We start from the raw sequence: 20,241 nt of genomic DNA, 5'->3' as shown, positions 1-20,241 counted from the left end.
GCGGATGCATCAAAGACCAAGCGGAGAGGCCGTCAAGCCGCGATCGGACGACCGGCGCCTCATCCCTTGCGCAGCAGCACCATCTTCTCCTGCGTCATGTCGCGCAGGGTGTAGCCGATGCCGCCGGTCCCGTAGCCGGACGTCCGCCGACCGGCGAAGGGCATCCAGTCGGTGCGGAAGGTGGTCGGGTCGTTGATCATGACCGCCGAGGCGTCCAGCCGGTCGGCGGCCCGGAGCGCCACGCCGATGTCCTGGGCGAACACGCTGGCCTGAAAGGCCGTGGGCAGGGCGTTGGCGCGGACAATCGCCTCGTCGAGATCGTCATAGCGGTACAGGGACAGGACCGGGCCGAACACCTCTTCGCGCGATACGCGCGCCTCCGCGGGCGGGTCGAGCAACAGCGTCGGTTCAAGCGTGGTCTGCGACAGGCGGGCGCCCCCGACGGCCGGGCGGCCGCCGCCCGCGACGGCCTCCGCGATCCACTCGGCCACCCGGTCCGCCTCCCTGACCCGGATCAGCGGCCCCACATCGGTGTCTGCGCGCGTCGGATCGCCGGTGCGCAGGGTCCGGATACGCGCGACGAGGCGATCCGTCACCGCATCGAAAACCGCCTCGTGGACGAAGAGGCGCTGGGTCGACACGCACACCTGACCCGCATGGTAGAAGGCGCCCTTGACCACTGGCTCGACCAGGGCGTCCAGGTCGGCGCTGCGGTCGATGATGGCGGGAGCCGCCCCGCCATGTTCGAGCGCCGAGCGCGCGCCGGGCGCCAGGCGGGAATGCAGATACCATCCCACCTTCGCCGAGCCGATGAAGCTGAGGAAGGCGATGCGCGGGTCGGTCGCCAGGCGCTCGGCCAGCGCCGTATCCGCCGTGACCAGGGTCTGGCACCAGGCCTCGGGCAGGCCGGCCTCCCGGACCAGGGCCACGAGGTCGAGGCAGGACAGGGGCGTGACCTCGGCCGGCTTGACGATCACCGGACAGCCGGCGGCAATGGCGGGGGCGACCTGATGAACGATCAGGTTGAGCGGATGGTTGAAGGCCGAAACGGCGGCCACCACGCCGATCGGTTCGCGCGTGGTGAAGGCCCAGCGACCGTCCGAGGCGGGCGACAGACCCATGGGAATCTCGCGCCCGGCGAAGGTGCGGATTTCCTCGGCGGCGTTTCTGACGCCGTCGATGGCGCGCGTCGTCTCGATCCGGGCGTCGGCCAGAGGCTTGCCGCCCTCGCGCGCGATCTGCAGGGCCAGGTGATCGCGTCGCCCTTCCATCAACTCGGCCAGCCGTCGCAGCACGGTCATCCGCTCGTGCGGCTTCAGCCACCCGTCGCGGTCCAGAAAGACGGCGCGGGCGGCCTCCAGCTTGCGCTCCAGCGCCGCCGCGTCGTCGGTTTCGATCTCGGCGAGGGGCGCCCGGTCGTAGGGTTGCACGATGTGCAGCATCGGACGGGCTCCGGCGGGTCAGGACAGGTCGATGGCGGGGGTCTTGGTCTTCAACTCATCGACCAGCACCCGGGTGTTCTCGGAATAGTCGATGGCGCAGTCCACCAGATGGACGCCGCCGCCGGCGAAGGCGGCCTCGAGCACCGGCCCCAGGTTCTCGGCCGAGGTCACGCGCGACCCCCTGGCGCCATAGGCCTCGGCATAGCGCACGAAGTCCGGATTGCCGAAGGTCATGCCGAAGTCCGGGAAGTCGTCGACCGCCTGCTTCCAGCGGATCATGCCGTAGGCCCCGTCGTTCAGGACCAGCACGACCAGATCCAGACCCAGCCGCACGGCGGTCTCCATCTCCTGGGAATTCATCATGAAGCCGCCGTCGCCGCAGACCGCCAGGACGCGCCTCTCGGGATGCAGCATGGCCGCCATCATCGCCGACGGCAGGCCCGCCCCCATGGTCGCCAGGGCGTTGTCCAGGAGCAGGGTGTTGGCCACGTGGGTGCGGTAGTTGCGGGCGAACCAGATCTTGTACATGCCGTTGTCGAGGCAGACGATCCCGTCTTCGGGCATGACCGCACGCACGTCGCGCACCAGCCGCTGGGGCGTCACCGGGAACCGGTCCTCGTCCGCTCGGTCGGCGATGCGCGACAGGATCGAGCGACGCAGCTCCAGCATCGGGGTCTGGGGGGCCAGTCGCCCCGACAGCCGCCGCGCCAGGCCCGAGACCGCCGCCCCGATATCGCCGATCAGTTCGGCGTCAGGATGGTAGACCTGCTCCACTGTCGCCGAATGGACGCCGATATGAAGAACCTTGGGGCCGCCGGCGTCGCGCATGAGGAAGGGCGGCTTCTCCACCGTGTCATGACCGATGGCGACGATCAGATCGGCCAGGGCGGTCGCCTCGTGCACATGGTCGCCTTCGGACAGGGCGGCGGTGCCCATGTAGAGGTTGGAGCCGCCGTCCACGGCCCCCTTGCCCATCTGGGTGTTGAAGAAGGGCAGGCCGGTGTCGCGGATGAAGGCGGACAGGGGCTCGACCAGCCGGGGTCGATTGCCGCCCGCGCCGACCATGACGAGGGGCCGCTTCGCCGCCAGGATCATTTCGGCGGCGCGGTCCAGGGCGGCGTCGGCGGCGACGGGGCGATCCAGCGTGTGGATCGCGATCGGGGCGACGTCCGCCGTCTCGGCCGCCACGTCTTCGGGAAGCTCCAGATGCACCGGGCCGGGTCTCTCCTCCGTCGCCACGCGGAAGGCGTCGCGGACCACGGCCGGGATACTGCCGGCGCTGAGGATCTGCCGGGTCATCTTGGTCAGGGGCCGCATGGAGGCGATCACGTCCACGATCTGAAAACGCGCCTGTTTGGCCGTCATGATCGGCTTCTGGCCGGTAATCAGAATCATCGGCATGGCCCCGAGGTGAGCGTAGGCGGCGCCGGTGGAGAAGTTCAGGGCGCCGGGACCGAGGGTTGCCAGACAGACACCCGGCTTGCCGGTCAGCCGGCCGTAGGTGGCGGCCATGAAGGCGGCCGCCTGCTCGTGACGGGTCAGGACCAGTTCGATGCGCGAGGTCCGCAGGGATTCCAGAAGGTCCAGATTTTCCTCGCCCGGCACCCCGAACACGCGTTCGACCCCCTCGTTCTCGAGCGCGGCGACCAGGATGTCGGATCCCTTGGGCATCGGGCGTGTCCTCTCGTTTTCATCATGCGACGCCGCGCGGCGGGACAACGGCGGGGGTCCGTAGGTTGGACGCCCTGATCAGACTGAGGCTTCCCTCCATGGCAAGGTCAAGTCGGCCTCGTGAAATATCCCTGTTGACCTTGCCCCCGTTGGAAACTCCAGCCTTGGCGACGTCCGAAACCAAAGGAGATCGCCGTGATACGCCTGTCGCTTCCGACCATGAGCTGCCCCGGCTGCGTCAGCATCGTAAAGGCGGCCATCCGAAGTCTCGATCCCGAAGCCCGGATCGAGGCTTCCGCCGAGGACCGCCGGATCGCCGTCGAGACCGGCGCGGACGAGGCGCGGGTTCGGACCGCCCTGGTGGAGGCCGGCTACGCCTCCACGCCAATCGGCTGACCCGACGCCGGCGAACGCAGGGATCGGCTCGCATCGACGCGCGCTATGGTGCGGACCGGGCGGGCGCGCCGCCCGTTCGATTTCCCCAGCACAGGAGCTCATCATGCCCAAGACCGTCGCCGATCTGATCGCCGAAACCCTGGCCGAGGCGGGCGTCGAACGCATCTGGGGCGTGACCGGCGACAGTCTGAACGGGCTGAACGACAGCCTGCGCCGCATGGGGCGGATCGACTGGATGTCGGTGCGTCACGAGGAAACCGCCGCCTTCGCCGCTGGGGCGGAAGCGGCCGTCACCGGTAAACTGGCGGTGTGCGCCGGCAGCTGCGGCCCCGGCAATCTGCACCTGATCAACGGCCTGTTCGACTGCAAGCGCAATCATGTGCCGGTCCTGGCCATCGCCGCCCATATTCCCTCTTCCGAGATCGGGCTGAACTATTTCCAGGAGACGCATCCTCAGGAACTGTTCCGTGAATGCGCCGATTTCGTCGAACTGATCTCGAACCCGGCCCAGCTGCCGCAGATGCTGCACCGCGCCCTCAATGTCGCCATCGGCCAGGAGGGCGTGGCCGTCCTGGTGCTGCCGGGCGACGTGGCGCTGGCCGCCGCGCCGGTGGAGGCGGCCGCGCCCTATGTCGCGCCCCGGCCGGCGCGTCTGGTTCCCGCCGAGGACGAGGTGGCGAGGCTGGCCGCCCTGCTGGACGAGGGCCGCGCGGTCACCATCCTGGCGGGCAGCGGCTGCGCCGACCACCATGACGCCCTGGTCGAGCTGGCTGATCGGCTGAAGGCTCCGATCGTCCATGCGCTGCGCGGCAAGGAGCACGTAGAATGGGACAATCCCTTCGACGTGGGCATGACCGGCCTGATCGGCTTCTCGTCCGGCTATCACGCCCTGATGTCCAGCGACACGGTGCTGATGCTGGGCGCCGACTTCCCCTATCGCGCCTTCTATCCCAAGGACGCGCGCATTCTGCAGGTCGATCGCGACGCGGGCGCCCTGGGCCGGCGCGCGCCCCTGACGATGGGCCTGGTCGGCGACGTGGGCGAGACCCTCGCCGCCCTTACGCCGCGGTTGGCGGCCCGGACGGAGCGGGACTTTCTGGATAAGGCCCTGAAGCACTACGCCTCGGCGCGCGAGAGCCTGGACGACCTGGCCACGCCCTCCGCCCGGGGGCGGCCGATCCATCCCCAGTATCTGACCCTTCGCATCGACGAGATCGCGGCCGAGGACGCCGTCTTCACCGCCGACGTCGGAACGCCCACCGTCTGGGCGGCCCGCTACCTGACCATGAACGGCCGACGGCGTCTGCTCGGCTCCTTCAATCACGGCTCCATGGCCAACGCCATGTTGCAGGGGATCGGCGCCCAGGCCGCTGCGCCGGGCCGCCAGGTGGTCTCACTGTCCGGGGACGGCGGCTTCACCATGATGATGGGCGACTTCATCACCCTGTCGCAGCTCGATCTGCCGGTGAAGGTGGTGGTCTACAACAACGGTTCTCTGGGCTTCGTGGCCATGGAGATGAAGGCGGGCGGCTATCTGGACACCGGCACCGACCTGCAGAACCCCGACTTCGCCGCCATGGCCCGCGCCATGGGGGTCAAGGGCGTCCGGGTCGAGGCGTCCGACGACGTGGATGCAGCGCTGAGGGAGGCCTTCGCCCATCCCGGCCCGGCCCTGGTCGATGTGGTGACGGCCAAGCAGGAACTCGTCATGCCGCCCAAAATCCAGCTGGAGCAGGCCAAGGGCTTCAGCCTCTATATGCTCAAGGCGATCATCAACGGTCGCGGTGACGAAGTGGTGGAGTTGGCTCGCACCAATCTGCGGCGCTAGTCCCCGGCGTCGGGACGCCCGAGCCGGCGGTCCGAGGCTTGTCGCCAACCATCCGCGCGCTAGGGTGAAGGCGGTCGCGACGAGAGGCGCCGCGGCCATCGGGGGTCCGTCATTGCGCTATCCAGTCCGCCGACGTCCGTCGTGACACCATGAAGGTTCTGCGGCTCTCCACACAGATTCACAAATGGCTCGCCCTGCTGGTCGGTTTGCAGGTTCTGTTCTGGGTCGGCGGCGGTCTGGTGATGACGGCCATACCGATCGAGACGGTGCGCGGCGAACACAGGGTGCGCGCGACCGAACCCGCGCCGCTCGATCTGGGGCAGGTGCGCGACCTGGAGGCTGTCGCCGGCGAGCTGGACCTCGCGCCGACGCGCGCCGAGCTCAAGACGACGCCGCGCGGCCCGGCCTGGGTGCTGGTCCCGGTGGAAGGCGCGCCCGTCGTCCTCGACGCCCGGACCGGCCGCCCCTTCGCGCCGTTGTCCGCGGAGGAGGCGCGGCGTATGGCGGCGGCGGCCTATCGTGGCGAGGCCCCGGCGGTCGGAGCGACCCGGCTGGCGGACGCCGAGGCCGAGACAGGAGGTCAAAGCCCGCTCTGGCGCGTTGATTTCGAGGACCGTGAAGGCACCCGCTTCTACGTCTCGCCCGAAACGGGGGAGGTGGTGACGCGACGCTCCGCCGTCTGGCGCTTCTATGATTTCTTCTGGCGCCTGCACATCATGGACCTGGAGAACGGCGAGGACTTCAATCACCCGCTGCTCATCGGCGCCACGGCCCTGACTTTCGTCATCGTCGTCACCGGCTTCCTCCTGCTGTGGATACGGCTGGCGCGCGACCTGGCCCAGTGGCGCGCCCGGAGAAGGGCGCGGCCTGGCGCGCCTCCGCTCAGCGAACGGTGAAGGCGACCGATCCGGTCATGCGATGGCCGTCGGATGCGGCGATGCGCCAGTTGATCGTATAGGCGCCAGGGGCCAGGGCGCGCGCCGGGGCGCCGGAGACGGTCTTGCCGTCCTCAGACACCTGGGTCCGCACCGCGATCCTGTCCCCGCCCGCGTTCACCAGATCGAAGCCGGAGAAGGCCGGGGCCACGCGGTCGCTGAAGGTCAGCGAGATGGTGCGCGGCGCGGCGACCACGGCGTCGGCGGCCGGATCGGAGCGCACCAGGCGGGCGTGGGCCTCGGCGGCGACGGCCGAGACCGCGAGGATGGCCGCGCTGAGAGCGGCCACGGCGAAGGGCGGTCTGAACATGGAAGACTCCGTCAGCGAGAGGGAAAGGATCGCGCGGCGACGCCGGAAGTTCCGACGCCGTCGCGCGATCAGGGGATCAATGGACCATGAAGCGGATGGAGCCGTTCATGGTGTGGCCGTCCGCGCCCTGAGCGGTCCAGGCCAGGGTGTAGGACCCCGGCGCCAGGCGAGGCAGGGCGGCGGAGACGCGGGTGGTCGCAGCCGCGGCGGCGACCGGCGCCTGGATGGCGGGGCGGCCCTGGGGCGTGATGGTCACGCTGCGCAGGGTCATGGGATGGGGGAAGGTCGCGGTGAACGCCTCCGGCGATCCCGTGAGCATGGCGCCGTCGGCCGGGGTGGTGACCACGCCGGCCTGGGCCTGGGAGCCCGCCGCCGGAGCATGACCGCCATGACCGGCGTGACCCTGTTGCTGGGCCAGGGCCGGCGAGGCGGCGAGGACGGCCGCGATCGCGGCCAGCATGATGGATTTGCGCATGTCTTTTCTCCTTAGAACCACGCTCGCACGCCAACGACCACCCGGGTGTGCTCGGGCTCCCCGCCCAGGGCTCGCGTCAGGTCGGCGGTGCCGCCCAGATCACGGCTCCACTCGACCCCGACATAGGGGGCGAACTCCTTCTTGAACTCGTAGCGAAGGCGAACCCCCGCCTCGACATGAGTCAGGCCCGAGGCCAGTCGCAGTTCGGGGATGTCAGAGGCGGACGCCTCCAGCTCCACGCGCGGCTGCAGGATCAGCTTCTGGGTAATGCGCTGATCGTATTCGGCCTCGAATCGAGCCGTCAGGTCGCCTTCCGTGGACAGGAAGACGGCGCCATCGACCTCGAACCAGTAAGGCGCCAGTCCCTGGATCCCGACCACCAGATGGGTCCTGTCGGGCCCGACTCCGCCGAAGTCCTGACGCACGCCAGCCTGGACGTCCCAGAAGGGGGCGAAGGCGCGGCTGTACAGCGCCTGAACCTCGCCCTCGATCTCGCCGTCAAAATCGCCGCCGCCCTCGGACTTCCACCAGAACCGGTTGATGTCGCCGCCGGTCCAGCCGCCGACATCCCAAACCCAGGTCTCCGCGCCGTCGCCGAAACCGGCCTCAAGCCGGTCGATGACCACGGCTGTGGTGCGGACGTCGCCGTTCTCGCGCCTGAGGGTTTCACGCGCGCGCGCCATCTCAGCCTCGCCGAAGATGGCGTCCGCCGCGTGCCGCGGGCCCGACAGCGCCGCGGGCGGCGGCGGCGGGATCGGGGGTCGGCCGGGGTCGTCGGCGCTCGTCGGCACGTCGGGCGGCCCCATGCCGGCCATTCCGCTCATGTCGTGTCCCGCGTGGGGATCGGCGGCCAGGGACGGGGTGGCGCCCATGTCGTGCCCGGCGTGGGGATCGGCCTGCGCGGCCGGAGCGGCCATGTCGTGTCCCGCATGGGAGTCAGTGGGGACGGCCTGTGCGCTCATGTCGTGACCCGCATGGGGATCGGCGTCCGGCGGCGAGGCGGAGGACATGTCGTGGCCGGCGTGCGGATCGGCGGACGTCGCGGGCGGTGCCTGAGTCGCCGTCTGGGGCGCGGATCGGGCGGGCGGGTGGGAGCCGTGATCCTGGGCGAAGGCCGTCCCGGCGGCGGCCATCAGGGGAAGAAGGCTGATCGCGAGCCGGATCATGCGGCGTCTCCATCGAGGGGCCGAACGGTGACGACGTTGAACATCCCCGCATGCATGTGCATCAGCATGTGGCAGTGGAAGGCCCAGTCGCCCGGCGCATCGGCGGTGAGGTCGAAGGTGACCTTGGAGCCCGGCGCGACATTGACCGTGTGCTTCAGCGGCTGATGCCCGGCAGGCCCGCCTGTCACCAGTTCGAAGAAGTGACCGTGCAGATGGATAGGGTGCGCCATCATGGTGTCGTTCACTAGGGTGACCCTCACGCGCTCGTCCCGCTCGAACCGGATGGGCTCGACGATTTCGCTGAACTTGCGGCCGTCGAAACCCCACATGAACCGCTCCATGTTGCCGGTGAGGTGGATCTCCATCGATCGCGCCGGGGGGCGCTGGTCCTTATTGGGGCTCAAGGACACGAGGTCGGTGTAGACCAGGACCCTGTGCGGCTCGTCCTCCAGCCCCATGGGCCGCTCGCCCAGCCGGTTGGCGGGCGAGGGCGCCACCATGTCCACCCCGACGCCGACCGCCATATTGGCCGGGGCGTTGTCGGGATTGCGCATGTCGTGGTCCATGCCGCCGTGGTCCATGCCCGAATGATCCATGGCTCCGGACTGACCGCCGTGGCCCATGGCCGAATGGTCCATGCCGCCCATGCCCGAATGATCCATTCCGGCCATGCCTCCCATGCCGCCCATGCCCATGTCGCGCATGGTCAGGGTCGGCACGCGCCGCAGGGCCGGAACATCCGCCGTCATGCCCAGGCGCGGGGCCAGGGTCGCCCGGCCCATGCCGGAGCGATCCACGGATTCCGAGACGATGGTGTAGGCGCGGTCCTCGGTCGGGCGGACGATGACGTCATAGGTCTCGGCCACGGAGATCTGGAATTCGTCGGTCTCGACGGGGCGGACGTTCTCGCCGTCGGCGTTGACCACGGTCATGGCCAAGCCCGGGATGCGCACGTTGAAGATGCTCATGGCCGAGGCGTTTATGACGCGCAGCCGCACACGCTCGCCCGGGCGGAACAGGCCCGTCCAGTTCTCCTCGGGCCCATGGCCGTTGACCAGGTAGGTATAGGTCGTCCCCGTGACGTCGGAGATGTCGCGCGGGTCCATGCGCATGGAACCCCACATGCGCCGCTCCTCCAGGCTCATTCCGTCCTCTCCGGACAGGAGCCCCGACAGGGTGGTGCGCTGCTGGTTGAAATAACCGGGGCTCTTCTTCAGCTTGTCGAGGATCTCGTGCGGATGCATGAAGCTCCAGTCCGACAGGACCAGGACATGCTCGCGATCGTAGGCCACCGGGTCGGTGCCCGCCGGATCGATGACCAGCGGCCCGTAGTGACCCATCGCCTCCTGCAGGTTCGAGTGCGAATGGTACCAGTAGGTGCCCGCCTGGATCACCGGAAACTCGTAGACGAAGGTCTCGCGGGGACGGATGCCGGGGAAGCTGATGCCAGGCACGCCGTCCATCTGGAACGGCAGCAGCAGCCCGTGCCAGTGGATGGAGGTGTCCTCGTCCAGCGTGTTGGTGACCATCAGCCGTACGTTCTGGCCCTCGCGCAGGCGAACCAGCGGCGCCGGCAGTGTCCCGTTGACCGTGATGGCATGGCCCGTCCGGCCGCCGACGGTGAAGGGCGAATGGCCGATGCTGAGGCGCACCTCCGGTCCTTCCAGCGTGGGAAGGGTCGGCGCGAGGCCGCGCGATCCGGTCTGCGCCCAGGCCGGCAGCAGTCCCTGCGCCGCCCACGCTCCCGCGGCGCCGCCCGCGCCGCCCAGGAGGGCCCGTCTGTGAAGCCTCATTCTCTACTCCGATCGCCATGCCCGCCGTGCGGACCTTTTCCGGAGACTTACGCACGCGGGCGCCCGCCCCCTCGCGACACGCCGCCGCAGGCCGGGACCGCTCTGTGTCTCAGGCGTCGCGCAGGGGGGCGAGCGCCTGGGCGAGGCGGCACCGGGCGCGGGCAACGCGCGTCTCGATCGTCTTGACGGTGACGCCGAGCACGGCGGCCGCCTGCGCCTGACTCATCTCGTCGATGGCGGTGAGCAGCAGCGGCTCCTTCAGCCTGGACGGCAGGGCGACCACCGCCCGGTCGAGCGCGTCGAGCAGTTCGCGGGACGCGACCGCATCATCCGGCGCCGGTTCGTCCTGTCGCACGCTCGCGGCCTCAACGCCGTCGAGGGGGACGGCGCTCGTCAGCCAGCGGCGCACCTTGCGACGGCGGCTCCAGTCGCGGCACTTGTTGATGGCGATGGTCCTGAGCCAGGCCTCGAACGGCCGGGCCGGATCGTAGCGCCGGATGGCGACCCAGGCCGAGGCATAGGCCTCCTGGACCAGATCGTAAGCCTCGTCCGCGTCCCCGACGTAGCGCCTGACGAAACGATAGAGGTCGGCCTTGCCGGCCTGGATGAGACGCCCGAACGCTTCACGGTCCCCGCTCGCGGCGCGGCTTTCGAGTGTCTCGTCATGTCTCACCGAGGGTCACGCGCCCTCGGCCAGCAGGGCGGCCACCAGCTTTTCGTCGAACCGGTCCGCCTGGGCGGGCGTCATGACCGTCCTCATCTCGAAGATGTGGGCGATGGTGGCCTGCTGCAGGTCGCCCATCGCATCGTGGAAGTAGTTGACTGCGGGTTGTACGACCCCGGCGTCCCCATCGCTCGCCGCGATCGCCTCGGCCAGCTCGCGATTGGCCGCCTGAACGCGCTGCTCGAACGCTATGCGGCGCGGCACGAAGCGGGCCTCAATCTCGGCGATCCGCGCCCGCTGCGTCGCGTCCAGTGACAGGTCGCGGTGGACGATCTCGTGCAGAGAGGGCGGGTTTTCCTTCTTGAGCACCCAAGTGGCGCCCCCCCAGGCCCCGGCGCCGCCCGCGACCAGGGCCAGGGCGGCGGTGACCGCCAGGGATTTCCAGCCGATCGCCATCACCGGCCCTCAAGCCGGGTCAGCGGCGACGCGGCGCCCATGCCGAACACGGCCATCTCGGACGGGGGCTCGTGGGCCAGGCTTGCGCCGACCCCGCCATTGATAAGGCCGACGCTGAGCGCCACGGCGACGGCCAGGCCGCGCATGGTGACACCCTCGCGGGTCCTCTCCAAGATTCCGACGCGTCGCCAGACCCGCGCCTCGAGATCCTCCAGCGGCGCTTCACCGCCGGTCACGCGCAACAGTCGATCCAGATCGTCCATCTGCCCAGTCTTTCCGCCCCTTTAACTCTCATACGCAGGCAGACCGCGCCGCCCTCGCCGCGCACGCGGCGGCCATCCGGCAATCTGCAATCTTTTGGCCCGGGTGTCTCGGCTCACATCTCCACGCCGGGCGGAGGCTGGACCCCCATGGCCGCCACCGCCAGGAGCAGGGCGGCGCCTAGGGCCGTTTCCAGCGCGACGCTGCGTCTCAGAATGGTCAGGGCGGATTGGCGAGCCGTGGCTGAGTGAAGAGCGTCGCCGAGCCGCGGCGTGAGGTTGAAGCGATTGCCGGCAGCCAAGGCGAGCATCAGACCGAACAGCAGAAGCTTGACGATCAGCAGCCGCCCGTAGGTCGTCGCGGGCGTTTCCGCCAGGTTCTCCGGCCCGATGATGAACCCCGCATTGATCAGGCCGGAGACGGTCAGAAGACCGACCGCGAGCGTCCCCATGCCGGAGAAGCCCTGGAGCGCGGTGAAGGCTAGCGTCGCGCCGGCGGGCGAGACGGACGCCTGCCTCAGGAGACTAACCAGGGCCGCGAGGGCGCCCAGCCACAGGGCGGCCGCGAGGACATGGACGATGTCGGCGGCGAGGTGCGCCCACCGGCCGGCCCCCTGGGTGGCGGCCCCGTGGCCCATCCACGCCAGGCTGACCGTGATCATCGCGCCCAGAGCGACGAGGACGCGCCAGCCGCCGCGTCCGCGTCCGAGGCGCAGGACCACGCCGAGGGCGGCGAGGGCGGCGGCCGCCCGGACCAGCATCGCCAGTCCGAGCCCCGTGTCGAAAGCGACGTAGCTCAGCGCTTCGGACCTCAGCGCCTCGCTCCAGGCGCCGCCCATCATCGCCGTCTGGGTCGCCAGAGCGGCCAGGGTCGACACCAGGGTCAAAGCGGCCGCGGCCGCAAGCAGGCGCCGGGGCGCACCTGCGGCGGCAAGACTGTCCGACGGAATGCGAAGCAGGTGGAACAGGGGCAGGCCGAACAACAGCATGGCGCCGCCATACTGGACGAACCTCAGACCGATGATCGCCGTTTCCATGCCTATTCCCCCTTGCAGACCTTTCCGTGACCGCGCCACGTCCTGGCTGGTCCGGGTCGTCGGCATTCAGCCGTTCTCCGTATTTACGGGCGGGACGCGCATTGCCCTCGCCGTCGATCCTGGACGCGAGGGACGGTGCTGAACCGGGAGCCGATCCTGGCGGTCGAAAAAACCGTTTGCTCCTCTAGCGGCTAGAGGATGCAAACCGTCCCTCCGGGCCGATCTTTTCGGCCTAGGCGGATTTTGTAACGCATTGTCAACCTGCGGTAAGGACGATAACGAGCGCGAAGATGACCGGATCGACCTCGACATTGCTGAAGGCGATTCTGGCGATGGCCCTTGTCATCGCTGCTTTTGTCGTGGCTCCGGCGGCCGACGCCGCGATCTGCGGACCGGAAGTCGTCGCTTCGCACGTGGTCATCGAAAAAGACGACACCGGCCATGACGGCAAGGCGGGAAGTCATGGCGCGTGCGCTCATGGCCACTGCCACCATGCGGCGGCGGAACGGGCGCCCCTTTTCGACATGGCCGACACTCAACCGCTCGATGGCTCGGGCCACGCCCGGCCGGCCAATGATGTCGCGCCATCGACGTCGGCGGACGGATTGAAGCGCCCGCCAAGGGACTGAACGACGAAACGCGCCCGGCGCGTCCTTCTTCGTTCAACCCTTCGGAAGATGAATCATGCCTCCCTCCCGTCGCCGGTCGCGATTCGCGATCGGATGCGCGCTGGCCGCCTTTTCGGCGCTGGCGAATCCCGCCTGGGCCGATCCGGCCCCGTCCTACGCCGAGCTGACCGCGCGGCTGGGACAGACGCCCGCGACGCTTGAAGCCGACGCCCTGCTTGACGCCGCCGAGGCGCGCGTCCGCCAGGCCCGGGTCCGTCCCAATCCATCGCTAGGCGTCGAGTTCGGAAATGTCCTCGGCTCGGGTCCCTATTCTGACTTCGGCAATGCCGAGACCAGCGTCTCGATCTCTCAGGATCTGGAGCTCTGGGGCCGACGGCGCGCCCGCGTCGACGCCGCTCGCGCCGAGGCCGGCACAGCTGGGCTACGGCGCGACCTTGCCACGGTCGACGCGGCCGGGCGTCTGGCCCTGACCTATGCCGAGGCCGAGGCCGCCCAGCGCCGTGCCGCTCTGGCGGACGAAAGTCTGAACCTCGTCATCGCCGATGCGCGTGCCGCTCTCGCCTTGGTCGAGCAGGGTCGCGAACCCTTGTTGCGTGGCATTCAGGGCGAGACCGAAGCGGCCGCCGCCCGCGCCACGGCCGATGAGGCCCAGGCCGAGCGCGACGCCGCCTTCGCCCGGCTGACGGCCGTGGCCATGCTCCCCGCGCCGGTCACGGACATACCGGTCAGCCTGTTGGATCAGGCGCCGATGATCGCCGCCATGCCGACAGCCCGTGATCCGCTGGCCGTGCGGGTGGCAGAGGCCGAGCGGGAGACGGCGGATCGCCAGATCGCCGTGCAGCGCACGCTGGCGAGGCCCGACATCAACGCCAGCGTCGGCTTGACGCGCTACGAGGCGGAAGACGCCACCGCCTTGACCTTCGGCGTCAGCATGCCGCTGCCTCTGTTCGACCGGAACCGGGGGAATATCGCGGCGGCCCAGGCCGAGTTCCGCGCCGCCGACGCCCGGTTGATGAGCGCCCGTCAGGACGCACAGGCGGATCGCGCCGCGGCGCAGGCCCGTTTGGCGGCGTCGGTCAGTCGCGTCTCCGCCGCCGACGCCGGAGTCACCTCAGCCGAGGAGGCCTATCGTCTGTCGCGCATCGGCTTCGAGGCCGGGCGCATCTCCCAACTCGAGCTGCGCGCCACCCGCACCGCTCTGATCACCGCCCAGTCCGCCGCCGTCGATGCCCGCCTGGCGCGCGTCCGTGCGGAGATCGACCTGGCGCGCCTCGACGGCCGCGCCCCCTTTCAAGGAGCCCTGTGATGCGCAAGCGCGCCACCAACAAGACCCTGCTCATCGGCGGCGTCGCCGCCCTCGTCGTCCTCGGTGGCGGCGGTCTGTATTTCGCGACCCAGGGCGGCGGCTCGTCATCCTCAGCCGCAGAGGGCCAGGCCGGAGCCGAGGGTGAGGAAGACGGCCACGCCGAGGGCGAAGCCGGTCATGCGGACGAGGCGGAGCGCGAAGGTTTCGTCGAACTGACCGCAGCACAGATTCAGGCCGCAGGAATCGCCGTGGTCTCGGTGTCGCGGGGCGGGGGCGCGGAGACCCGTCTCTCAGGCCGGGTCGAGCCCATGGTTGACGCCCGCGCCTCGGTGGCCGCTTCGGTCGGCGGCCGGGTTGAGCGGGTGCTGGTCGCTCCAGGTCAGTCCGTGCGCGTCGGCCAGCCGCTGGTCGCTCTGGTCAGCGGAGACGCCGCCAGCCTGCGGGCCGAAGCCGACGCGGCCCAGGCCGCCTATGTCGCCGCCGAACAGGCGCATGGCCGTGACGAGGAACTGGCCGACCAGGGCGTCATCGCCCGACGCGAGGCCGAGGTCTCGCACGCCGAGGCCCTGAGCGCCCAGGCCAACGCCCGCGCCGCGCGCGCCCGCGCCTCTGCCGCAGGGGCGCCGAACGCGGCCGGTCGTCTGAGCGTCACCAGCCCCATCTCCGGGGTTGTCACCTCGGTGCAGGCCGGGCCGGGCGGCTTCGTCGCTCAAGGCGGGGTGGTGGCCGAAGTCACCAACCCGCAAAGGGTGGAGCTGGTCTTCAATGCGCCGCCGACTCTCGCCTCCGAGGTCCGGGTCGGCGCGACGATGCGGGTCACCAGCCCGAGCGGCGAGTTCGACGCGGTCGTCACCGGCGTCGCGGCCGGTGCCGCGCTCGACAGCGGCGCAACCGTCATCCGCGCGCGTCCGTCTGGCGCGACCCTGCCGCCGGCCGGCTCGGCCGTCACAGGGGCCGTCGTAACGGGCCAAGCCGTCGCCGGCGGACTGACCGTGCCCTCGGAAGCCGTGCAGACCGTGGATGGAAACACCGTGGTCTTTGTCCAGGTCGAGGGCGGCTTTCAGGCCACGCCGGTGCTGGCGGGGCGTCAGGCCTCAGGCCGCACCGAAATCCTGCGCGGCCTGACCGGCGACGAGAGGATCGCCGGGACCAACGCCTTCCTGCTCAAGGCCGAACTGGCCAAGGGCGAAGCCGAGCACGGCCACTAGGGGGACGCAGGACCATGTTGAACCCCATCATCGAAGCGGCCGTCCGCTTCCGCTGGTTCGTGGTCATCGCCACGGCCATCGTCGCCGCCTTCGGGCTCTACAATCTCACCAAACTGCCGATCGACGCGGTGCCGGACATCACCAACCGGCAGGTGCAGATCACCACGATCGCGCCCGCCCTCGCGCCCGAGCAGGTCGAGCGGCAGGTCACCTATCCGATCGAGACCGCCATGGCCGGCATACCCGGCCTGACCTCGACCCGGTCCCTGAGCCGCAACGGATTCAGCCAGGTGACGGTGATCTTCACCGACCGCACCGACATCTATTTCGCCCGCCAGCAGGTCGCCGAACGCCTGGCCGAAGCGCGCGAAAACCTGCCCGAGGGGGTGGAGCCTGGCATGGCGCCTGTCACCACGGGCCTGGGCGAAGTGCTGATGTGGACGGTCGATTATGTCCCCTTCAACAGCGAAAACCTGGCCAGGCCGGGCGAAGCGGGGTGGCAGGCCGGCGGGAATTATCTGACCCCGGAAGGCGAACTGCTGACGACGCCCGAGGACCGCGCCACCTATCTTCGCACGGTCCAGGACTGGATCATCGCCCCGCAGATGCGCACCGCGCCGGGTCTGGCGGGCGTCGATGTCAACGGCGGCTATGTGAAGGAATATGCGGTCAGGCCCGACGCCGCGCGGCTGTCGGCCTATGGGCTCAGCCTGAATGACCTGGTCCAGGCGCTGGAGCGGACCAACACCCAGGCGGGCGCCGGCTATGTCCAGCGCGCCGGCGAGGCCCTGACGGTCCGCACCGACGCCCTGGCGGAAACCATCGAGGACCTGGCCCAGGCTCCGGTGGTCAATCGCGGGGGCCTGGTGGTTCGCGTCTCGGATGTGGCGACGGTCGAGATCGGCCGCGCGCCGCGTCTCGGCGGCGCCACTCGCGACGGTCACGAGGCGGTTCTGGGTACGGCCCTGATGATCGCCGACGGCAACAGCCGCACCGTTGCCCAGGCGGCGGGCGAACGCCTCAAACAGGTGCAGTCCACCCTGCCTCCAGGCATCGAGGCGGTGACGGTGCTCGACCGCAGCGCCCTTGTGAACTCCACCATCAAGACGGTCGCCAAGAACCTGACCGAAGGCGCGCTGCTCGTCATCGTCGTGCTGTTCCTGTTGCTCGGCAACATCCGCGCGGCGACGATCACGGCCCTGATGATCCCGATCAGTTTCCTGTTCGCGGTCATCGGCATGAACCGGTTCGGTATCAGCGGAAACTTGATGAGCCTGGGGGCGCTGGACTTCGGCCTCCTGGTCGACGGCGCCGTCATCGTGGTGGAGAGCACGCTTCTGATGCTGTCCCAGAAGCGCATCGAGCTGGGCCGCGCCCTAACCCGCGTCGAGCGGCTCCAGGTCGCAGCGGCGGCTGCGAAGAAAATGGTCAAGCCGGCCGCCTTCGGCCAGTTGATCATCCTGCTGGTGTTCACGCCCCTGCTGCTGCTGGAGGGCGTGGAGGGCAAGACCTTCATCCCCATGGCGGCGACCGTCATGCTGGCCCTGGCCGGCGCCTTCATCTTCTCCTTCACCTTCGTGCCCGCCATGGCGGCGCTGCTGGTGCGCGAACCCAAGAAGGTCGATGTCGACGAGCATGGGCGCGCCCATGAGCACGAGACCTTCATCATCCGCTTCGCCCGGCGCTGGATCCAACCGGCCATCCAGGCGGCGGTCGATCGGCCGAAGGTGGTTCTTCTGGGCGCGCTGGGCGCGTTGGCCATCGGCGTGGTCTCGTTCTCCAGCCTGGGCCGCGAGTTCACCCCCACGCTGGACGAGGGCGACATCGCCATGCAGGCCCTGCGCGTGCCCTCCGCCTCGCTGGAACAGTCCCTGGCCATGCAGATGGCTCTGGAGCGAGCCATAACCGAGATGCCCGAGGTCGAGACCATGTTCTCGCGCACCGGCACCGCCGAGGCGGCGGTCGATCCCATGCCGCCCAACATCTCCGATGCGGTCATCATCCTGAAGGATCGCAAGGACTGGCCTGACCGGAACCTGTCCAAGGAAGACCTGATCGCCCGCATCGACGAGGTCGCCTCCCAGCAGATCGGCAACGCCTTCGAATTCAGCCAGCCGATCGAACTGCGCTTCAACGAACTGATCTCCGGCGTCCGCACCGACCTCGCTGTGATGGTCTATGGCGATGACTTCGGCCAACTGCAGACGGTCGCCGACCAGGTGGCCAATGCGCTGCGTCAGACCGAGGGCGCCGCCGACGTCCGGGTCGAGCAGGTCTCGGGCCTGCCGACCCTGACGGTCAGCGTGGATCGCTTCGCGGCGGCCAATTACGGGCTGTCGGCGGCGGACGTGTCCGAGGCCGTGGCTGTCGCCGTCGGCGGCATGGAGGCGGGCCGCATCTTCGAGGGCGATCGCCGCTTCGATGTGGTGGTTCGTCTGCCTGAGGACGCCCGCAACGATCCGGCCGCCCTCGCGGCCCTGCCCATCGTGTCGTCAACGGGCGTGACCGTGCCCCTGTCGTCGGTGGCCCGCATCGTCACCGCCGAGGGACCGAACCAGATCAGCCGCGACAACGGCAGCCGCCGCATGGTGGTTCAGGCCAATGTGCGCGGCCGCGATCTGGGCGGCTTCGTCGCCGAGGCCCAGCGCAATGTCGAGCCCGTCGCCCTGCCGCCCGGCGTGCGTCTGGACTGGGGCGGTCAGTTCGAGAACCTGCAACGCGCCGAGCAACGACTGGGCCTGGTGGTGCCGATCGTCTTCATCCTGATCGGTCTGCTGCTGTTCATGGCGCTCGGCTCCTTCGCCGAGGCTGGACTGGTGTTCGTCTGCGTGCCTCTGGCCCTGGTCGGCGGCGCCCTGTCGCTGTTGCTGAGAGGCATGCCCTTCTCGGTCTCGGCGGCGGTCGGCTTCATCGCCGTCTCGGGTGTGGCGACCCTGAACGGCCTGGTGCTGATGCAGGCCATTCGAGAGCGGCTGACTGCCGGTCAGCCGCCTCGTCAGGCGGCCATAGAAGGCGCGTCCAGTCGCCTGCGCGCCGTCCTGACCACGGCCCTGGTCGCCATCGTCGGCTTCATCCCCATGGCCATCGCCACCGGGGCGGGCGCCGAGGTGCAGAAGCCCCTCGCCACCGTCGTCATCGGCGGCCTGATGACGGCCACGGTCCTGACCCTGCTGGTGCTGCCCACCTTTGCGTCCAGGGCGGTGAAGCACCGTAAGGCAGAGGGGCTTGAAGAGTGAGCGGAGATCACGGAGCCGAGAAGCTTCAGAAACGGACACTGCTGATCGTCCTGGTTCTGAACTTCAGCCTCTTCGTGGCGCTCGGAGTCGGCGGCGTGCTCGCCGACTCCAGCGCTCTGCTGGCCAATGCGCTCGATAACGCCTCGGATGCGGCCGTCTATCTGATCAGCTTCCTGGCGGTCGGCCGCGCCCTGATCTGGAAGACCCGGGCCGCGGGGGTGTCCGGAGTGATGCTGCTGATCTTCGCCGGCGTGATCCTGGTCGATGTGGTGCGGCGGATGATCGTCGGGGCTGAACCCATGGGCTGGACCATGATGGGTCTGGCCGTGGTCGCCGCCGTCGTGAACCTGATCTGTCTCGAGCTGATCCGGCGTCAGAAGAGCGACGACGTGAACATGAAGGCGGCCGAAACCTTCAGCTTCAACGACTTCGCCTCGAACGGAGGCATCCTGATCGCCGGCGGCTTGGTGATGTGGCTGGACCAGTCCTGGCCCGATCTGGTCGTCGGACTCATCGTGGCGGCGATCGCGGTGAAGGGCGGTCTGGATATTCTTCGGGACGCCCGCCACGCCGCCGCCGCGAACACAGAGACGACCTCGTGAGTGATCGGCGATCATCGTCAAGGAAATCTGATCGAGGTTGCGAAATCTCGTCTTTGGGATGGCGCGCCCCGGGGTCGGATCGCCCAGTGGGCAGAGCTGTCAGCCGATCGCGCGCACCGTGATCATGCCCAGGAACAGGCCCCCGATCGACAAGACCACAGAGGCGACCGCGTAGACGACGACGGCCGCGTGATCGCCCCGTTGCCACATAGTCGCCGCGTCGAGGCTAAAGGCGGAGAAGGTGGTGAACCCACCCAGCACGCCGGTAGTGAGAAACAGCTTCAAATCCTGGCTGGCGGTGCTTCTTGCAAGAAACAACGCCACCACCACGCCCATCGCGAAACTGCCGACGACGTTCACGAACAGGGTCGCTATGGGCAGCGATGGGCCGAACAGCGCGAATGCCGCCCTGTTCACAGCGTGCCGGAGGGCGGCGCCGAGACCTCCTCCGACAAAGACCACCAAGTAGTGCATGAACTCTTGTAGGCTTATGGGTGAGCGAGCCAACCCATGGGATAAAATAGGACGGCTCGCAATGCCCAGAACAGGCCGGACAGGCGAACCCGCTTTCAGTCGCGAGATCGCGAGAGCAGTCCAGCGATCTCGGTAGCGCACGCAACAGCAGTTCGAAGATTCCATCAGACGCGCCTTCGGCTCCCGTTCGACAGACCTAAATTTATCGTACTCTCGAACGCTGCGAGCACCGAGATGCTCAGCTAAAATCGTCATGACCCGGAGCGGCATGGAGGCTCCGGGACACCAAAGAGATCATTGTCGTTCAGCGGTCGCCAAGTCCCATGATATATGCTGGGCCGATGGTATCGTGA

At 69.0% G+C, this 20,241-nt stretch carries 19 protein-coding genes; 8 read left to right on the top strand and 11 right to left on the bottom strand.

Going from position 1 to position 20,241, the window contains the following annotated elements; genetic code table 11:
- Positions 1-59 precede the first annotated feature (59 nt).
- Both ABIB58_RS02460 and ABIB58_RS02455 read right to left on the bottom strand, forming a co-directional pair.
- Entirely contained in the window at positions 60-1,442 is a 1,383-nt protein-coding gene (locus tag ABIB58_RS02460; RefSeq protein WP_288758341.1) for an aldehyde dehydrogenase family protein, read from the bottom strand.
- A gap of 18 nt (positions 1,443-1,460) precedes the next feature.
- Entirely contained in the window at positions 1,461-3,113 is a 1,653-nt protein-coding gene (locus ABIB58_RS02455) for an acetolactate synthase large subunit (RefSeq protein ID WP_288758342.1), read from the bottom strand.
- A gap of 195 nt (positions 3,114-3,308) precedes the next feature.
- On the opposite strand from ABIB58_RS02455, the gene ABIB58_RS02450 reads away from it, so the two are divergent.
- The 3 genes from ABIB58_RS02450 to ABIB58_RS02440 all read left to right on the top strand — a co-directional run bounded on the left by ABIB58_RS02450 (position 3,309) and on the right by ABIB58_RS02440 (position 6,233).
- The gene (locus ABIB58_RS02450) at positions 3,309-3,509 is read left to right on the top strand and encodes a heavy-metal-associated domain-containing protein (protein ID WP_288758343.1); all 201 of its coding nucleotides are present in this window, start codon (positions 3,309-3,311) and stop codon (positions 3,507-3,509) included.
- Between the two features lie 103 nt (positions 3,510-3,612).
- Positions 3,613-5,337: a ubiquinone-dependent pyruvate dehydrogenase gene (poxB, locus tag ABIB58_RS02445; protein ID WP_288758344.1), complete on the top strand. Its 1,725-nt coding sequence runs from the start codon at positions 3,613-3,615 to the stop codon at positions 5,335-5,337.
- A 149-nt stretch (positions 5,338-5,486) separates the two neighbouring features.
- The gene (locus tag ABIB58_RS02440; RefSeq protein ID WP_288758345.1) at positions 5,487-6,233 is read left to right on the top strand and encodes a PepSY domain-containing protein; all 747 of its coding nucleotides are present in this window, start codon (positions 5,487-5,489) and stop codon (positions 6,231-6,233) included.
- Here ABIB58_RS02440 and copC read toward each other — a convergent pair.
- From copC to copD, 8 genes are all read right to left on the bottom strand, one after another.
- Entirely contained in the window at positions 6,220-6,582 is a 363-nt protein-coding gene (gene copC, locus ABIB58_RS02435) for a copper homeostasis periplasmic binding protein CopC (RefSeq protein ID WP_288758347.1), read from the bottom strand. The genes ABIB58_RS02440 and copC overlap by 14 nt on opposite strands.
- A gap of 76 nt (positions 6,583-6,658) precedes the next feature.
- Positions 6,659-7,057 (bottom strand): copper resistance CopC family protein, encoded by a 399-nt coding sequence (locus tag ABIB58_RS02430; RefSeq protein ID WP_288758348.1) that lies wholly within the window; start codon positions 7,055-7,057, stop codon positions 6,659-6,661.
- An 11-nt stretch (positions 7,058-7,068) separates the two neighbouring features.
- Positions 7,069-8,223 carry a copper resistance protein B gene (locus ABIB58_RS02425; protein ID WP_354038895.1) on the bottom strand — a complete coding sequence of 385 codons (1,155 nt, stop codon included), beginning with the start codon at positions 8,221-8,223 and terminating at the stop codon, positions 7,069-7,071.
- Positions 8,220-10,016 (bottom strand): copper resistance system multicopper oxidase, encoded by a 1,797-nt coding sequence (locus ABIB58_RS02420; RefSeq protein ID WP_354038893.1) that lies wholly within the window; start codon positions 10,014-10,016, stop codon positions 8,220-8,222. Before ABIB58_RS02420 ends, ABIB58_RS02425 begins: the two co-directional genes overlap by 4 nt.
- Before the next feature lie 109 nt (positions 10,017-10,125).
- Positions 10,126-10,689 (bottom strand): RNA polymerase sigma factor, encoded by a 564-nt coding sequence (locus ABIB58_RS02415; RefSeq protein WP_288758851.1) that lies wholly within the window; start codon positions 10,687-10,689, stop codon positions 10,126-10,128.
- Between the two features lie 6 nt (positions 10,690-10,695).
- Complete coding sequence (locus ABIB58_RS02410; protein WP_288758853.1) at positions 10,696-11,136, bottom strand: periplasmic heavy metal sensor; 441 nt, start codon at positions 11,134-11,136, stop codon at positions 10,696-10,698.
- A complete protein-coding gene (locus tag ABIB58_RS02405; protein WP_288758855.1) occupies positions 11,136-11,399 on the bottom strand; it encodes a hypothetical protein in 264 nt (87 codons plus the stop codon). The genes ABIB58_RS02410 and ABIB58_RS02405 overlap by 1 nt, the downstream gene beginning before the upstream one ends.
- Before the next feature lie 113 nt (positions 11,400-11,512).
- Positions 11,513-12,433, bottom strand: a complete 921-nt coding sequence (gene copD, locus ABIB58_RS02400) for a copper homeostasis membrane protein CopD (protein WP_288758857.1) — start codon at positions 12,431-12,433, stop codon at positions 11,513-11,515.
- Between the two features lie 290 nt (positions 12,434-12,723).
- Between copD and ABIB58_RS02395 the strand changes: the two genes are divergently transcribed.
- Genes ABIB58_RS02395 through ABIB58_RS02375 form a run of 5 tightly spaced genes read left to right on the top strand, consistent with a single transcriptional unit; the run spans position 12,724 to position 19,414 of the window.
- Complete coding sequence (locus ABIB58_RS02395; RefSeq protein WP_288758859.1) at positions 12,724-13,062, top strand: hypothetical protein; 339 nt, start codon at positions 12,724-12,726, stop codon at positions 13,060-13,062.
- A gap of 55 nt (positions 13,063-13,117) precedes the next feature.
- Positions 13,118-14,368, top strand: coding sequence for a TolC family protein (locus ABIB58_RS02390; protein WP_288758861.1), 1,251 nt, complete (start codon positions 13,118-13,120; stop codon positions 14,366-14,368).
- Complete coding sequence (locus ABIB58_RS02385; RefSeq protein WP_288758863.1) at positions 14,368-15,576, top strand: efflux RND transporter periplasmic adaptor subunit; 1,209 nt, start codon at positions 14,368-14,370, stop codon at positions 15,574-15,576. Before ABIB58_RS02390 ends, ABIB58_RS02385 begins: the two co-directional genes overlap by 1 nt.
- 14 nt (positions 15,577-15,590) lie before the next feature.
- The gene (locus ABIB58_RS02380) at positions 15,591-18,812 is read left to right on the top strand and encodes an efflux RND transporter permease subunit (protein WP_354038889.1); all 3,222 of its coding nucleotides are present in this window, start codon (positions 15,591-15,593) and stop codon (positions 18,810-18,812) included.
- Positions 18,809-19,414, top strand: a complete 606-nt coding sequence (locus tag ABIB58_RS02375; protein WP_354038887.1) for a cation efflux transmembrane domain-containing protein — start codon at positions 18,809-18,811, stop codon at positions 19,412-19,414. Before ABIB58_RS02380 ends, ABIB58_RS02375 begins: the two co-directional genes overlap by 4 nt.
- A gap of 99 nt (positions 19,415-19,513) precedes the next feature.
- On the opposite strand, the gene crcB is transcribed toward ABIB58_RS02375, so the two are convergent.
- Entirely contained in the window at positions 19,514-20,158 is a 645-nt protein-coding gene (gene crcB / locus ABIB58_RS02370) for a fluoride efflux transporter CrcB (protein ID WP_354038885.1), read from the bottom strand.
- Positions 20,159-20,241: the final 83 nt, after the last annotated feature.

Origin of the sequence: Brevundimonas sp. UYEF29, from assembly GCF_040546195.1 — a bacterium.
Classification (GTDB): domain Bacteria; phylum Pseudomonadota; class Alphaproteobacteria; order Caulobacterales; family Caulobacteraceae; genus Brevundimonas; species Brevundimonas huaxiensis.
This window is presented reverse-complemented; position numbering and strand designations above follow the sequence as displayed.

Excerpts from the sequence above, each read along its gene's own strand:
- ABIB58_RS02460 (WP_288758341.1), bottom strand. The coding sequence starts at position 1,442 with ATGCTGCACATCGTGCAACCCTACGACCGGGCGCCCCTCGCCGAGATC.
- ABIB58_RS02455 (WP_288758342.1), bottom strand. The coding sequence starts at position 3,113 with ATGCCCAAGGGATCCGACATCCTGGTCGCCGCGCTCGAGAACGAGGGG.
- poxB (WP_288758344.1), top strand. The coding sequence starts at position 3,613 with ATGCCCAAGACCGTCGCCGATCTGATCGCCGAAACCCTGGCCGAGGCG.
- ABIB58_RS02440 (WP_288758345.1), top strand. The coding sequence starts at position 5,487 with ATGAAGGTTCTGCGGCTCTCCACACAGATTCACAAATGGCTCGCCCTG.
- copC (WP_288758347.1), bottom strand. The coding sequence starts at position 6,582 with ATGTTCAGACCGCCCTTCGCCGTGGCCGCTCTCAGCGCGGCCATCCTC.
- ABIB58_RS02430 (WP_288758348.1), bottom strand. The coding sequence starts at position 7,057 with ATGCGCAAATCCATCATGCTGGCCGCGATCGCGGCCGTCCTCGCCGCC.
- ABIB58_RS02425 (WP_354038895.1), bottom strand. The coding sequence starts at position 8,223 with ATGATCCGGCTCGCGATCAGCCTTCTTCCCCTGATGGCCGCCGCCGGG.
- ABIB58_RS02420 (WP_354038893.1), bottom strand. The coding sequence starts at position 10,016 with ATGAGGCTTCACAGACGGGCCCTCCTGGGCGGCGCGGGCGGCGCCGCG.
- ABIB58_RS02410 (WP_288758853.1), bottom strand. The coding sequence starts at position 11,136 with ATGGCGATCGGCTGGAAATCCCTGGCGGTCACCGCCGCCCTGGCCCTG.
- ABIB58_RS02405 (WP_288758855.1), bottom strand. The coding sequence starts at position 11,399 with ATGGACGATCTGGATCGACTGTTGCGCGTGACCGGCGGTGAAGCGCCG.
- copD (WP_288758857.1), bottom strand. The coding sequence starts at position 12,433 with ATGGAAACGGCGATCATCGGTCTGAGGTTCGTCCAGTATGGCGGCGCC.
- ABIB58_RS02395 (WP_288758859.1), top strand. The coding sequence starts at position 12,724 with ATGACCGGATCGACCTCGACATTGCTGAAGGCGATTCTGGCGATGGCC.
- ABIB58_RS02390 (WP_288758861.1), top strand. The coding sequence starts at position 13,118 with ATGCCTCCCTCCCGTCGCCGGTCGCGATTCGCGATCGGATGCGCGCTG.
- ABIB58_RS02385 (WP_288758863.1), top strand. The coding sequence starts at position 14,368 with ATGCGCAAGCGCGCCACCAACAAGACCCTGCTCATCGGCGGCGTCGCC.
- ABIB58_RS02380 (WP_354038889.1), top strand. The coding sequence starts at position 15,591 with ATGTTGAACCCCATCATCGAAGCGGCCGTCCGCTTCCGCTGGTTCGTG.
- crcB (WP_354038885.1), bottom strand. The coding sequence starts at position 20,158 with ATGCCGCTCCGGGTCATGACGATTTTAGCTGAGCATCTCGGTGCTCGC.